At 32.6% G+C, this 14,322-nt stretch carries 13 protein-coding genes and 1 other annotated feature (1 of these 14 only partly in view); of the genes, 4 read left to right on the forward strand and 9 right to left on the reverse strand.

The annotated features are described in order from the left end of the window. Window positions 1-161: 161 nt before the first annotated feature. The 5 genes from AN960_RS17920 to AN960_RS17940 all read right to left on the reverse strand — a co-directional run bounded on the left by AN960_RS17920 (window position 162) and on the right by AN960_RS17940 (window position 3,226). A complete protein-coding gene (locus tag AN960_RS17920) occupies window positions 162-671 on the reverse strand; it encodes a DinB family protein (protein WP_056474282.1) in 510 nt (169 codons plus the stop codon). Between the two features lie 296 nt (window positions 672-967). After that, window positions 968-1,531, reverse strand: a complete 564-nt coding sequence (locus tag AN960_RS17925; protein ID WP_056474284.1) for a GNAT family N-acetyltransferase — start codon at window positions 1,529-1,531, stop codon at window positions 968-970. A 70-nt stretch (window positions 1,532-1,601) separates the two neighbouring features. Then, the gene (locus AN960_RS17930; RefSeq protein ID WP_056474286.1) at window positions 1,602-1,964 is read right to left on the reverse strand and encodes a hypothetical protein; all 363 of its coding nucleotides are present in this window, start codon (window positions 1,962-1,964) and stop codon (window positions 1,602-1,604) included. Window positions 1,965-2,130: 166 nt separating this feature from the next. Continuing rightward, window positions 2,131-2,589, reverse strand: a complete 459-nt coding sequence (locus tag AN960_RS17935; protein ID WP_056474289.1) for a GNAT family N-acetyltransferase — start codon at window positions 2,587-2,589, stop codon at window positions 2,131-2,133. A 106-nt stretch (window positions 2,590-2,695) separates the two neighbouring features. Then, window positions 2,696-3,226 carry a hypothetical protein gene (locus AN960_RS17940; protein WP_056474292.1) on the reverse strand — a complete coding sequence of 177 codons (531 nt, stop codon included), beginning with the start codon at window positions 3,224-3,226 and terminating at the stop codon, window positions 2,696-2,698. A gap of 479 nt (window positions 3,227-3,705) precedes the next feature. Between AN960_RS17940 and AN960_RS17945 the strand changes: the two genes are divergently transcribed. The 4 genes from AN960_RS17945 (at window position 3,706) to AN960_RS17960 (ending at window position 7,348) form a co-directional block, all read left to right on the forward strand. Then, window positions 3,706-5,103, forward strand: coding sequence for a tetratricopeptide repeat protein (locus AN960_RS17945; protein ID WP_056474293.1), 1,398 nt, complete (start codon window positions 3,706-3,708; stop codon window positions 5,101-5,103). A gap of 162 nt (window positions 5,104-5,265) precedes the next feature. Further along, entirely contained in the window at window positions 5,266-6,450 is a 1,185-nt protein-coding gene (locus tag AN960_RS17950) for a COG4705 family protein (protein WP_056474294.1), read from the forward strand. A 183-nt stretch (window positions 6,451-6,633) separates the two neighbouring features. Next, window positions 6,634-7,119 carry a DUF2975 domain-containing protein gene (locus AN960_RS17955; protein WP_056474297.1) on the forward strand — a complete coding sequence of 162 codons (486 nt, stop codon included), beginning with the start codon at window positions 6,634-6,636 and terminating at the stop codon, window positions 7,117-7,119. Between the two features lie 10 nt (window positions 7,120-7,129). Further along, window positions 7,130-7,348, forward strand: coding sequence for a helix-turn-helix domain-containing protein (locus AN960_RS17960; protein WP_056474300.1), 219 nt, complete (start codon window positions 7,130-7,132; stop codon window positions 7,346-7,348). Between the two features lie 141 nt (window positions 7,349-7,489). Here the strand turns inward: AN960_RS17960 and AN960_RS17965 are convergent, their stop codons facing one another. The 4 genes from AN960_RS17965 to AN960_RS17980 form a co-directional block, all read right to left on the reverse strand. Further along, window positions 7,490-7,942 carry a GNAT family N-acetyltransferase gene (locus AN960_RS17965; RefSeq protein WP_056474302.1) on the reverse strand — a complete coding sequence of 151 codons (453 nt, stop codon included), beginning with the start codon at window positions 7,940-7,942 and terminating at the stop codon, window positions 7,490-7,492. A 149-nt stretch (window positions 7,943-8,091) separates the two neighbouring features. After that, entirely contained in the window at window positions 8,092-8,988 is an 897-nt protein-coding gene (locus tag AN960_RS17970; RefSeq protein ID WP_056474306.1) for a LysR family transcriptional regulator, read from the reverse strand. A 332-nt stretch (window positions 8,989-9,320) separates the two neighbouring features. Further along, the gene (locus tag AN960_RS17975) at window positions 9,321-12,437 is read right to left on the reverse strand and encodes an Ig-like domain-containing protein (RefSeq protein WP_056474309.1); all 3,117 of its coding nucleotides are present in this window, start codon (window positions 12,435-12,437) and stop codon (window positions 9,321-9,323) included. A gap of 408 nt (window positions 12,438-12,845) precedes the next feature. Continuing rightward, on the reverse strand, window positions 12,846-14,084 hold the full coding sequence (locus tag AN960_RS17980; RefSeq protein ID WP_056474313.1) for an MFS transporter: 1,239 nt from the start codon (window positions 14,082-14,084) through the stop codon (window positions 12,846-12,848). Window positions 14,085-14,150: 66 nt separating this feature from the next. After that, window positions 14,151-14,322 (reverse strand) — a binding site (T-box leader); it runs 79 nt beyond the window's last position.

Raw genomic sequence — 14,322 nt, forward strand, 5'->3', positions numbered from 1 at the left:
CCCTATAGAATATAGGGTTAAGGCTGCTTAGATAATGTACCTTTTATTTAAGTGTCTACTTGACAGGGGTAAGACCAACAGGAAAGATCCTTTTTTTTGCTGCTTCTTCAACTAACGCACCCTAAATGAGAAATTAGGTTTTTTCATTAATAGCAAAAGTCTTATAAGTATTTATCACTAATCACTTTCATATGGTGTAACTCGTGCCCGGCAATGCCATATGCAATGATACCTATCGAAACTGGCCTGTTCATTACAGTTCCATTACGATCCCAAGCTGCATCATCAATGGTTGAAATAAGGCTTAACGTGTTGGAGCGTACCATGTCTAAACCAGCTAGTAACTGCTCCCAGGATAAATTGTTGAAGTTTGCCGCAGAAACGTATTGATCCTGATCCATTGCTGGGAGTGGTGCACTTTCATTTCGTGCAATGGCAAGCATTCGATACGACATCACACGTTCCGAGTCGGTCATATGCCCAATCACTTCTTTTAAAGTCCATTTCCCTGGTGCATACGCCTTCCTTGATGACTCCTCTGATACGCTACTTAAGAAGGTAATGGTCTCAGTTCGTTGCTTACTAAGTATTTCTTTTATATCTCCATCTGGCACAAGACTAACATACCTAGCATTCTCTGGATTTTCAATAAATAATGGTCGTGGACGCACAAAAATCCTCCTCATCGGAAAGTTAATTATGTTTCTAGGCTAATATTCGACTGTCAAGAGGATATATCCTTTATTTGATATTTAATTTCATTACCGCAAAATAAATGCAAATTAAACAACTTTATTATCTCTAAACAACTGATTTATACAGTTAACATAATACAGATAATAATGGATTAATTCACTTTTTATTCCACTAATCTGCCATTTACTTCAAAAAAAAAAGCCACATATTTGCAGCTAATTCTTCAAACGATCCCATTCATTAGTTGTACAGGGATTTTAAAATTTTTAGTCTAATTTACCTTTGCATAAATGCAGGTATCAACTAATTTTTTACCGTCAGCTGAAAGATCTTCATTACGTAATATCCCTTCAAGCTCGAAACCTAGTTTTTCAGGGATTGATCGACTTTTAGTGTTATTAGATTCACATAGTATTGCAATCCTTCTAAATTTAAGTAGCTGAAAGCCAAGGTTTATTAACTCACTTACTGCTTCTGTCATATATCCATTGCCACTAAATTGCGTGTTAATCCAGTATCCAATTTCACATTTAGAAATCTTCCAATTAATTGCGTGAAGGCTAGCAGTTCCAATAAAATCATTAGTTTCCTTTCGATAGATAAGATAGCGAAAGCTTTCTCTTTTCAAAAAATCTATATGGGCATTTCTCAGAATAATTTCCGTTTCTTCAACAGTAGGAATAGACTGGTATAAAGTCAACCATTGGTTTAACTCACTAATTGAATCCGTAATAGCTTGGTTTACTACTTTTCCTTCGCCAGCTTGAAGTGGTGCTCGAAGAATTAGTCTGTCTGTTTCTATTTCTAACGGAACATCTAATAAAATAGGATTCATATAATTTCCCCTCTCGATCACTTAATATTATGACTTAATGATTGTTCAACGATCGCATTAGTTAGTTCTATTACTTCAACTCAAAAGATTCTTCATTTCCATCCCATTTAATCGTTACTTTAAAAACATCTGAATCCCTCGTAACTGGGCAACCCGAACAAGAGGTATTCATAGTAATGACAGTTTCATCATTTTCAGTTTCTTTTCGGTTACTGCTCCCAGTAGGGCCATCGACATTGATTTCTAAATTTTTTTTCTTTTGTTTACCATCTTTGAATTCAAATTCAAACTGACCATTTTCAGTAGTGCCATCGACATTTGTTGTATATTCGCCTTTCCAATGTTCGCTTTCACCTTTAAAATGAAGGGAATCATTTGAACAACCAACCAACATTAACAAAGTAACCAAAATCAGAAAGTAAATATTTCTCATAATGCCATCTCCTCTATTACCATAATATGTTAATTCTCGCCCTTAATGATATTTCCTTCTCCAGGAAGAAAGGAAGTATTCTTATGTAACTAAACTGCCAGTTAGGCTTAATAACTTCAACAAAAAAGCGTTAATTCTTCTTTGATTAACGCAACCCGTTTGTCATCTATAATGTTTTTTCCATTTTTATACTAGTTTCTACATATCCTAACTTTTCGTACAAGACTCGTGCTACTTTGTTGTGACCAAAGACGTGAAGCCGAATACTTTTCAATCCTATCTTTTTGGCTACGATTTCAATTTCTTTCATTGCTTGTTTACCATAACCCTTACCTTGGTTTCCTTCCCAAATGTTAATATCATAAATAAACCCTTTTTCATTTATTCCTTGTGCAAGCCAAATCATACCAACTACTTGGTTTTTGTCACGAATTGTAAATAAGTGATGATTTATCGTATTCTCTCCTTCAGGTAATAATTTTTCGTGTTCCTGTCTTGATTTACTAATTGCCTCTTGTTGCTCCCAATTACCAGACTTAATTTGTTCGTCTGCAAAGTTTTTAATTGCATAACTGAGATATTGCTGGAATTCAACTGAATTCATTTTTTCTAATCTAACCGTCATTTTTCTTTCTCTCCTTATAAGCTTTAGCAAAGCCAATTAAAAATAGAGCCACAATCGTGACTCATGAACATAAACTAAAGAATAATTTGTTGAATCTGTGATGTTATTATTTTAATTTGTTGTGTAAAAATTTTTTCATTAACTCATTCGAAATAATTAAAGCTTTACTTTTGCTATTTGCTGGACCTGTAATCATCCATCCGTCTTTACCTGACCAACTTTTCCCATCGTGATTTTCTCGATATTCCCCAATCGTCACTTTCTTAAAATCATTGTTAGCAAAGAGAATACCATAGCTATCGATTTTTGGATGTCCATTTTTATAGTAACCATATTCAATTATCCCCATGCCATTTTGATCAAATGCTATTCCTAATTTACGATCTTTATTTGGATTAGGATAATTAGCACCTTTTACATCGATTAGCCCTACAAACTTTCTTTTTCCTAATAAAGATTGATGAAGTTTGCCCTTTATTTTTATCGTCACAGAATTTACTTGATCATGATCTGAACCTAATTGATATTCAACACCATTTATTGACTCATTTATATTCTTTGGAATGAAATAATAAACACCAAAACCCATAGCTACTAATAAGACAAGAAGTACGCAAGAAACAATGACCTTTTTCAAAAAAATCACCTACATTCGTTAACTTTCATGTGTTCCTACTTTTTAAACAGCTCTATATAGATTTTTGAAAGTAATTAATTTATATATTTCTATAAACATTAATTTATTCCTTTTTATTCCAGTACAGGTTGGCAACAAAAAATAGTCTGCCGAAACAGACCTAATTGCAGTTGAACTATTGGATGAAGAAGATTTTAATACACTTTTGGATTAACTATTTATTATCCATATCTCGTTTTTTCTCCTATTTTAATATCATATTTAAATTTTAACTTTTATTAATGAACAACCTTTTCATTTATCTCAAGAAAAAAACCAATTCGTTTTGAGACTATGTTACTAGCTTAGTAATACAAAAAGTAGCATATAATCAAAACGGCGACTCAGATAATACAAAAAAATAAAGGAGAAGGCTGTTTTTTCTTAAGAATATCATCTTGCATTTATAAACAATTCTTTTATTCGAATTTATAGATTCAATGAAAGAGGTGAGTGCAATAAAATCATTTTTAAAACTACTCTTAATATTAACTTTTGGCCTAGTTTTAGGCGGGTGTAGCCCTCTGGCAAATTACTACAATAATAAAGGCTATAAAGAAGAACAACAAGGGAAGTATGACGCGGCTATTTCTCATTTAAACAAGGCAATAAAAAATAATCCTAATATGTGGGAAGCTTATAATAATCGTGGGCTGTCGTATCATCACAAGAAAATGTACGATCAAGCCATTTCCGATTACAATAAGGCGATTGAATTGAATCCGAAAGAATCTAAGCCATATGCCAACCGCGGGCTTACCTTTTACGACCAACAAATGTATGATCAGGCCATTGCCGATTATAACAAAGCCATTGATTTGAATTCAAAAGATTACATTTTATACTATAACCGGGGGCTTGCCTACTACCATAAGCAGATGTATGATCAGGCTATTTCTGATTACGACAAGGCCATTGATTTAAATCCGAAAGATTATTTATCATATAACAATCGCGGATATACCTATTATGATAAGCAGATGTATGATCAAGCCATTTCTGACCTAAATCAGTCTATAAAATTAAAACCTGATTTTGCAACATCATATAGTAACCGTGGACTTGTCTATCTGGAAAAGCAAATGTACGATGTGGCTATTTCCGATTTTGACAAAGCAATTGAGTTAGATCCGAAACATTATAAGGCCTATAACAACCGCGGGCTTGCCTATTACTATAAGCAGATGTATGATCAGGCCATTGCCGATTTCAAAAAGACCATTGATTTGAATTCAAAATTTTACCTGGCTTATAACAACCTTGGGCTTGTCTATTACGATAAGCAAATGTATAAACAGGCCATTGCCGATTTCAATAAAGCTATTGATTTAAATCAAAAAGATTACCAGGTATATGACAACCGTGGACTTACCTATTTTAATATGCGGATGTTCGACCAGGCCATTACTGATTTCAACAAGGCCATCGATTTGAATCAAAAAGATTACCTCGTATATAACGACCGAGGGCTTGCCTATCAAAACAAGCAGTTGTATGATCAGGCTATTTCTGATTACAACAAAGCCATTGATTTGAATTCAAAGGATTTCCAAGTATATGACAACCGTGGGTATGCCTATCTCAGTAAGCAGATGTACGATCAAGCTATTACCGATTTCAACAAGGCTATTGATTTGAATCCAAAAGATTACCTCGTATATGACGACCGCGGGCTTGCTTATTACTATAAGCAGATGTATGATCAGGCCATTGCCGATTTCAGCAAGTCAATTGAATTGAATCCTCACTTTAAACTTGCTTACAGTGACCGTGGAAATGCTTATTTGAAAAAAGGCATGAACAAAGAAGCGACACAGGATTTTAACAAGGCAAAGTAAACTTTGTTTATTCATTAAAAAAGGAGTAGGAATTTACCTACTCCTTTTTGTTGTAATTTAAATCCAATAAAATTGTACAATTCTCCTGTTTTTCATTTTCCTTTCATTATTATGTGTGAATATAAAAATGTACTTTAATTCAAATAGAAAGGAAAATCATTTATGGAGACAAAACAAAATAAAATAAATAGTCTGCTTAACAAGGTACCAGAAGTTACAATCTATTTCTGGATTATCAAAATTTTATGTACAACTGTTGGTGAAACATTTGCTGACTTCTTAAATTTTAACCTTGGTTTAGGATTAGGACTTACAACAGTCCTTATGGGTGTTGCATTTTTTATCTCTTTATTTTTTCAATTCAAAGCTAAAAAATATGTTCCAAGTATTTATTGGATCACCGTTGTACTAATAAGTGTATTTGGTACATTGGTAACCGATAATTTGACAGACGCAATTGGAGTACCTCTTGAAACAAGTACGATTGTATTCTCCGCGCTGCTAGCTTTAACGTTTCTTTTTTGGTTTCTTAGTGAAAAAACACTTTCTATCCATTCAATTTTCACAAGAAAAAGAGAAATATTCTATTGGTTAGCGATTCTTTTCACCTTTGCGCTAGGTACTGCTGTTGGGGATTTATATTCTGAACAACTTGGACTTGGGTATTTTAAAACTGGTGTAACGGTTATTGTGATCATCCTTTGTGTATTCTTAGCGTGGAAGTTTTTAAAACTTGATGGAATGTTAGGCTTTTGGATTGCGTACATTCTTACACGTCCACTTGGGGCATCACTAGGAGATTATTTATCACAACCGAAAGTGAATGGTGGTTTAGGTTTAGGAACAACAAGTACAAGTATCATTTTTCTGGTCGCAATTTTAGCAATCATTGTTTTCCTTGCTGTTTCAAAAATTGATATTTCATTATATATTGAAAAAACAGATGAAAATAGAAATAAAAATAATATAATGAAACAAACAATTTTAGCACTGTGTATTTTCTTAGCAGTTGGTATTGGCGGTTATCTTAAATTATCATCAAATGCTGCTTCTACTCAAACAACATTATCTGGTCAATTAACAGAATTTGCAACAATAGAAAATAAAATGTTATCAGATGTGAACTCAAAGAACTTTAATTTAGCTAAAAAAGATGCTGACAGTTTGGAACATCAATGGGATACTTCAGAGGCTAAACTTAGAAAAATAGATAGTACTTCTTGGACTAAAATTGATGGTACGATTGACGTTGTATTAGCTTCAGCTCGTACATCAAACCCAGATGCAAATAAGTGTAAATCGGCAATTAATCATTCACTTGATGTAATAAACGCTGCAAATAAATAAAATACATTTAACATTAGTAAAGAAAAAGCATTTCATTATATGAGAAATGCTTTTTCTTTTTGTCTAGATTAAAGGGATATTTCAATAACAATAATAACATAATAAAAAACAATATAAATTTATTGTAAAACAATAAATAATATGTTAAATTCATATTGTCATTAAATAAGTGAGGTACTTAATATGAATGTTAAAAGAGGTTCAACCACTTTCTTAAAGCTAATAATTTTTCTCGTTGGAATTGCAGTGCTTGCTTTATGTATATTTTTGGTACCAAATATTGCGAATTTCTCTTCAAATTTGTATCCAAATATTGCCGCAATGAAATATCTCGTTTTCATCGTGATGTATGGAGCTGCTTTGCCTTTTTATATTGCTCTGTATCAGGCTTTCAATCTTTTACGGTATATTGACAATAACACCGCATTCTCAGAATTATCTGTAAAGGCATTAATGAACATAAAATACTGTGCGATTGCAATCAGTAGTATATATGTATTAGGTATGCCACTCTTTCATTTTATAGCGAAGAAAGTTGATCCTCCTATTGGAATTTTGGGAGCGATCATCATATTTGCTTCATTGGTTATCGCCGTTTTTGCTGCTATCCTCCAACAGCTTCTACAAGAAGCGATTAACATAAAATCAGAAAATGATTTAACGGTCTGAGGTGGATGGTATGGCGATAATTATTAATATTGATGTGATGTTAGCAAAACGAAAAATGAGCGTAACGGAGCTTTCAGAGAAGGTTGGAATTACGATGGCGAATCTGTCCATTCTGAAAAACGGTAAAGCAAAAGCGGTTCGTTTTTCAACATTAGAAGCGATCTGTAAGACTTTGGATTGTCAGCCAGGTGATATTTTGGAGTATAAAATCGACGAAGAGACTCAATAAATAAAGACAACAATTTTATTTAATTTACGGGAATCAATCGAGAATTTAAGGGATAGCTTATTTGCTATCCCTTCTTTACGTTTATTGATGTAATTTACCCTAATATTAGCGACAAAAAATTAACCTTTGGAACATTCATAGCTACTTTATATCTAATACTACTGCCATTTCTTTACCAAATCGATCGCCATGATCAATAAATCCTAAACTTGAATATAAATTATGTGCTCCTAAGTTTTCAGGGTGATATCCTACAACAATTCTTTTGGCATTTGGTAGTTTAATCATTTCATCGATCATTAACTGAGTTGCAATCTTACCAAGTCCTTTTTGTTGAAAATTCTTATCAACCATTATTCTATAGATCCAATAGCCATCTAGCTCTTCTTCAGTAGTATTAAACATTAAAAATCCAACCGCTTTACCTTCAAAATGTATAGCATATGGCTTTAGTGAAGATTCAAATTTCGATTGAGCAATCGAGATTGCATTCGGCTCGATGTGACTCTTTTGATCTTCAGATACCTCTAATAGACAGCATTCATACCAATTTTCTGCATTTAGTTCCACCAGTTCTACGTTTCTATTCTGCATAGTTTCCCCTTTGTTAAATTATTTGAGCTAAATTACTCTATCCTAATTTTAACAAATTTTTCCAATAGTGTATTAGGACGTTTATCCTAATTCAACTATTCTATTGGTACTTAGTAGAAAAAGATTCTTAAATAAAAAATAACCTCTCATCATTGAGTGGCTATTTCTTTAACGATTTCTATAAATTTTTTACTTATAATAGAAAGCTTTTTATTTTTTGGATAGATTACCCATAAATCCTTAACAACATATTCATTATTTTCTTTGTATGGAATAGATCTTAAGGTTCCACTTTGAATGTATGGATGAAATTTAGCGCCTGACTCATGAGAATAGACAAATACATTATGTTCTCTAACTGCCTCTGTAAGAATATTCATACTGTTTGTAGTTACTCTTATTTTATTTTTATTTTCTTTAATTAATTTAGAATAGTAATAATCAGAATAGATTGAATAACACGCTGTATCCATCTCGAATACATCAGCTTTTGTTACGTAGTCAAGATGATAGAGCGGGGAGTTTTTTCCTACAATAGCGTGAACACGATCAGTCCGAATTATTTCATAGTTAATATTTTTTTCACCCTTTAGTATCTCTAAATCTTGAGGGAAAAAGCAAAAATCATATTCAGTGTGTTTAATTGTTTCCATTATAAGTGGTGGATCTTTTTCCTCGATTTCAATCGTTGCATTCGGATGTTCATCTTTAATTCTGTTCATTGCTCGTAGAAGTACTGCTGCAAAAGTAGGAGCAGCTACTATTTTCAAATGAATCTTTTTATTATTTTTATAATCAGACAGCTCTTCATTTAACTTACTGATAATTTCTAAGACTTCACTAGCTCTATTTATTAAAATCTTTCCTTCTTCTGTTGGAAATGTTCCTTTTCTTGAACGGTTAAAAATATTTATTCCCATTTCATGCTCTAATTGGGAGATCGATTGACTTAGCCCTGAACTCGTAATATGTAATTTTTCTGCAGCCTTAATAATCGATTTCTCACTTGCAACTTTTACGATATATTCCATTTGCTCGAAATTCATAATTATCCTCGAATAAGAGTATACACACTTATATTTTCTTTCAATTGAAGTTGTATTCATTCTAGCACGAAAAAGTAGTACAATTCAAAAACCTATCATCTGTGTGCGGCAGAGTAGGGGGAATTTAGACTCCCAAACTGTTTGAACAATCCTGCCATTTACTTCATCTACTTAAACCAACCATGAATTTTCTTAATCGTAATAAAGAGTAATTTAACAACCTATTTATTTCTTCTATTATCTTGGTAATAAAAGGATACTAGTCAACAAGAACAATTGTAGGTATAAACGCCAGTAATCATCCAATTCCCCGAATGATTACTGGCCTTTTACTATTTTAAAACTGTTAATACTCTAGTAGCACTTACAAATCCTTTGGAATCTTTTGTATATACATTTAACTTTGTTCCCGCTCGCTGTTTTGGAATATATACTTTGTAGTTTCCTGATACATTTGCTTTTGCTGTGTATGTTTTTGTCCCAATTTTGACAGTTACAATAGCATACTTCTCGGTTTTCCCTGTTACTGTTGTAGAATAGTATTTTACTGTATTTACAATTGGTATGTTCGGAGCTACTCTTACAACCTTAATACTTCTTGCTGCACTTATTTTTCCAGAACTGTCTTTTGCTGTAATTGATATACTTATTCCGGAATTTTGAATTGGAATGCCTACTTTATAATTCCCATATTTATCCGCTTTTGCACTATATACTTTCCCAGAGATTGTTACACCCACTGTTGCATTTACTTCTGTTTTACCAGTAACTGTGTTCGTTTTATTATTGACTGTATTGGCTAATGGGATATTTGGAGCTATTCTTACAACTTTAGTACTTCTTGCTGCACTTACTTTACCAGAACTGTCTTGTGCTGTAATAGATATACTTATTCCAGTATTCTGAATTGGTATAGTAACTTTATAATTTCCATACTGATCCGCTTTTGCACTGAATATTTTCCCTGAGAGTGCTACTACTACTGTTGCATATGCGTCGGTTTTTCCCGATACAATGTTCGTTTTATTATTGACTGTATTTACAGTTGGGATGTTGGGAGCCACTTTAACGACTTTAATAAATTTAGCAGAACTTACATTTCCGACACTATCCTTTGCTTCGACTGAAATTGTTGTTCCAGCGTTTTGGATTGGGATGGTTACTTTGTAATTTCCATAGCCATCTGCTTTTGCACTGTATTCTTTACCACCTATCATCAACCTTAAAGTTGCATTTGCTTCAGCTTTCCCCGATATTTCTGTCGATTTATTTGTAACAGTGTTTACCTGAGGTGGTTCAGGAGGATTTATATCATCAACTAGAATCCTATTTTCATTTATATTTCCCGAAGAATCTATTGCTTGAAACAAAAGTAGTGAATTGTTATTTAAATAACCTCTAGTTAATACAAAAATTCCTTGAGAGTCAGATTTAACTTCTTCTTTTAAAACTCCGTTAATAAAATACCTTACAAATAAATTCGGTTCTGTTTTCCCCGTAATGTATTTAGCATAAATAGTTTCAGGTTTTATAAATATCTCTGGTGGAGTAAGATCTTTAACAATTGTTAGTTTGATATCTGAATTTCCTGAAGCATCTGTTGAAGTTATTTTCAATGTTGTTCCGGCTTTTTGCATTGGGATTGAAACACTAAAATAACCGGATTTATCAGCAATTCCAGTACCAATTACTTTATCATTAGCGATTACCTCTATATTAGCAACTGGGTCTGTTGAATTTACTGATACTGTACCTCTGACTTGTTCTTCATTGTCACCGACTTCAATAATATTCAATATAGTTGGAGCCTTTGCATCTTTTACAATTAGCCTAACAGGTTGGCTAGTCATTCCATTTTTTACTGCGAATAATGTAAACTCAGTACCCTGTTTTTGAAAGTCAATATCAAACACAAAACTCCCTACACTATTAGCAGTAACCGATTTCACTTTTATTTCATCTTTATATAATTCGATAACTGCATTTGGATCAGCAGTTCCGGTAATTTGAAAGGATAAATTTGTTACCGTATTTACAATAGGAACTGCAGTAATTGGTGGATCCGTTACTTTGATTATAAGGGGTTTACTTATATTACCCGCATTATCTTTCACAGTAAATTCTAATTCGTCATCCACTGCTAGGTCGCTGACATCTATCTGGAAGGTACCACCTGCGTATACTATTCCTGTTTTGTAGAGAAGACCATTTTTCTTAAGTAAAATACTTGTCCCCTTCTCTGCCCTCCCCTTTACTTGGGTAGAATTTGTATAAACAGGTACATCTAAGATAGGAGTATCTGGAGGTGTTACATCTCTAACTACCATTAAAACTTGCGAGTAATTTCCTGCTTTATCAATTGCAGTAACTTGAATATATTCTGAAATTCGAGGAATGGGATTGAAATTATATTCGAAAATTCCTGATTCATCCGTATTTCCTTCCCCAATAAAACTTCCACCTTGATACTCTATTTTTATTTTTATACCAGGTTCAGAAAGCACATGAAGTTCACTTGTTGCATCATTTATGCCTCTTAGAGGTAGAAGATAAGGTTTTTTATTGTCTAAAACTTTTTGAATAATCGGCTCGCTACTGTTTCCTTGATCATCAAATGCATGTATAAATATTTCATCATCTTTACCAAGATTTGAATTGGAAACCGTAAATTGCTCGTCACTGTGTTCGTTTGGCTCGATGATGTAAATAATTTCATAATTTTTTCTAATTACTATTGTCGTGTTAGCTTCCGTTTTAAAGGAAATATCTTTTTGTTGCTCAAAAATAGGTTTTACTTCAATTTGTATCGATTTTTGTGTTGATTCTTCTTTAACAGTAAAATGAGTACTCTCACTTATCTCATTATGCTTAGATGCTGCAACAGAAAATGTAGTACCAACTTCTTGTTTTTCAATAGGAATCGTAAAACTTCCATCTTGATTAGCAATTCCTTCTGCATAAATCTGATTGTCTCTCCATACCTTAACTACCGCTTTCGGTTCAGAATATCCTGTAATTGACTCCGAATGTTCGTTTAGTGGTTTAACATAGGGTATGGATGGCGGTTTTTCTTCATTTTTATCTAGTAAAATAGATGGCTCATTTACTACTTGATAACCGTTGTTCCTATATACAATTAACATTTGTACAGTAGATCCATTCGGCTGATTTCCAATATCAAGCTTGAATTCACCTGTAACTGAATTAAAAGCAGCAAAAAACTGTATTTTCGTTCCTTTTGGTGTTGTCACATTTCCGATCAGTTTTTCTATTTTTTGCGGATCTTTTACGTATCCCTTGATATATTTATTTGTATATTCAGTAATATTAATATTCTCTACGGAAAGTTCTTCAGAAAAAGCCTTCATTGGATGGAAGAGCATAGATGTAGAAGTGAACAATAAAATTAACACTATCATGACAACTGAATATTTCTTCATTTTAATCATTTTTAATACTAACACTCCTTTTGGATGTTATATTCATATATGGTTTTTAATTTTTAAGGAATTTAATCTATTAATAATAATTTTTTTATAGTTTAGTAGAATCCATTTAAGTAGAAAAACCTCCTTAGTAATTTTTTAGAAGAGTTCCATCTTCTTCATTCTGTATACCCCTTAAAATGTATAACCTTCATTAAAACCTTCACTATTAAAAACATTCAAATATACTATTTTTAATGTAACATTTTTAGTGAGAATTTACTTAATTTAAATTAAGTTATTTTAATAATCATTTAACCGAATTCTAATTTTCACCAATAAAAAAAGCTGTTTCTAAACAGCTAATCTTCAACTATCGCACTGCATTAGTTGAAATAAAACGAAATTTTTTTTTACTAAATTCTAAAAACTTTATTTATATCCAATACTTCTGAAATAGTTTTCGCTTGAAGGTCGGATCATAAATACACTTAAAAATAACGCTAAAAATAACATAATAAAACTACCAGCGATTACAGACATTTTAATCGATACAAAGTGAGTAGAAAATCCGATTAGTATAGTTGAAACGATCACTAATATTGCTTCAACAAAACCATAGATACTACCAACTCTTCCCATTATTTTGACATCTACGTTGGATTGGTAAAATGTATCAAATCCCGTATTTGCAAAAGACAACGCAAATGATAATAAGAAAAATCCGTACCCACCCATTGTAAAAGAATTAGAAAATGAATATACGATATATCCTAATGATAAAAAAATTGTCCCAATCCCCATAAGCCAAGAAGGATGTAGTCTTTTTGCAAAAATTGTATTAATAATTGCGCCTATACCAATTCCTGCACCAGCAATACTTACAAGAACACCATATTCTGTATTGCTTAAATGAAGTACGCTCTTTGAAAACACTGCTTCTAAAGAATCAACAGCAGCCGTTAAAACTAATATACTATTAAACAAAAAATAAATTCTCATAACGTAACTTGATTTACGGCTGAATAGTAAAACCTCAGTAAAATCTTTCTTAATTAGTTTGAGTGAGAGCTTCTCATATTTTACATTTCGCATTGTTACCTTATCCAAATTAGGCAAACACGCTGTAACAATTCCTGAAATGATAAACGAGATCGCATTAATATTAATAGCGAACATAGGTGTGCCAATCATAAAAAGTAGACCTGCAATCGCTGGTCCAGTTAGGAATCCTCCAGATTGAACTAAACTACGCAAAGCATTGAACCGGACCCTCTGATTTACTGGAATTAATTTAGTTATATAAGTTGTTGATGTTGGATAAAACATTGAACTTCCCATATTAACGATAAATACAATGACAAAGATCAGTAAGACGGAAGATATACTTGGTAATAAGAATATTAATAATCCCCTCAAAACATCCAAAAGTACCATTAAATTTCTTTTGTTAAATCGGTCAATTAAACTACCAGCCCATAGGTTCGTAAGTATCGTTGCTATTGGTTTCAAGACATAAAGAGTCGATACAGCCAAAACAGATTTCGTCATATCAAAAATAATTAAATTTAGTGCGATTAAATAAATCCAATCTCCAATATTTGAAACGCCTATTCCCATTAGTAAAAGCAAAGGGTTTTTCCAAGTAATATACATCCTATTTTTTTTCATTTTACCCCTCCAAATAAATATATTTAATTTGAACAAATAAAAAAACTCGCCCTCCAAGACCGTAGTCTTGGGGACGAGTTTACCTATCGTGTCGTGGTGCCACCCCAGTTTGTTAATATGTCATCACATTAACCTCATTAAGTACATTTCAAACATACTTAAGCTCTATAACAGGAGCGCCTGTCATACCATCGCCATTATTGGTTCCGATATGAAACTCAGAGTCTTGCTTCAATAG

The sequence above is a fragment of the Bacillus sp. FJAT-25509 genome (genome assembly GCF_001420605.1).
GTDB lineage: Bacteria > Bacillota > Bacilli > Bacillales > Bacillaceae_G > Gottfriedia.

What these genes read in the sequence shown, in the direction of transcription:
- AN960_RS17970 (WP_056474306.1), bottom strand. Translation starts at nt 8,988, where the DNA reads ATGAATTTCGAGCAAATGGAATATATCGTAAAAGTTGCAAGTGAGAAA.
- AN960_RS17960 (WP_056474300.1), top strand. Translation starts at nt 7,130, where the DNA reads ATGGCGATAATTATTAATATTGATGTGATGTTAGCAAAACGAAAAATG.
- AN960_RS17980 (WP_056474313.1), bottom strand. Translation starts at nt 14,084, where the DNA reads ATGAAAAAAAATAGGATGTATATTACTTGGAAAAACCCTTTGCTTTTA.
- AN960_RS17935 (WP_056474289.1), bottom strand. Translation starts at nt 2,589, where the DNA reads ATGACGGTTAGATTAGAAAAAATGAATTCAGTTGAATTCCAGCAATAT.
- AN960_RS17965 (WP_056474302.1), bottom strand. Translation starts at nt 7,942, where the DNA reads ATGCAGAATAGAAACGTAGAACTGGTGGAACTAAATGCAGAAAATTGG.
- AN960_RS17925 (WP_056474284.1), bottom strand. Translation starts at nt 1,531, where the DNA reads ATGAATCCTATTTTATTAGATGTTCCGTTAGAAATAGAAACAGACAGA.
- AN960_RS17975 (WP_056474309.1), bottom strand. Translation starts at nt 12,437, where the DNA reads ATGATTAAAATGAAGAAATATTCAGTTGTCATGATAGTGTTAATTTTA.
- AN960_RS17955 (WP_056474297.1), top strand. Translation starts at nt 6,634, where the DNA reads ATGAATGTTAAAAGAGGTTCAACCACTTTCTTAAAGCTAATAATTTTT.
- AN960_RS17950 (WP_056474294.1), top strand. Translation starts at nt 5,266, where the DNA reads ATGGAGACAAAACAAAATAAAATAAATAGTCTGCTTAACAAGGTACCA.
- AN960_RS17930 (WP_056474286.1), bottom strand. Translation starts at nt 1,964, where the DNA reads ATGAGAAATATTTACTTTCTGATTTTGGTTACTTTGTTAATGTTGGTT.
- AN960_RS17945 (WP_056474293.1), top strand. Translation starts at nt 3,706, where the DNA reads ATGAAAGAGGTGAGTGCAATAAAATCATTTTTAAAACTACTCTTAATA.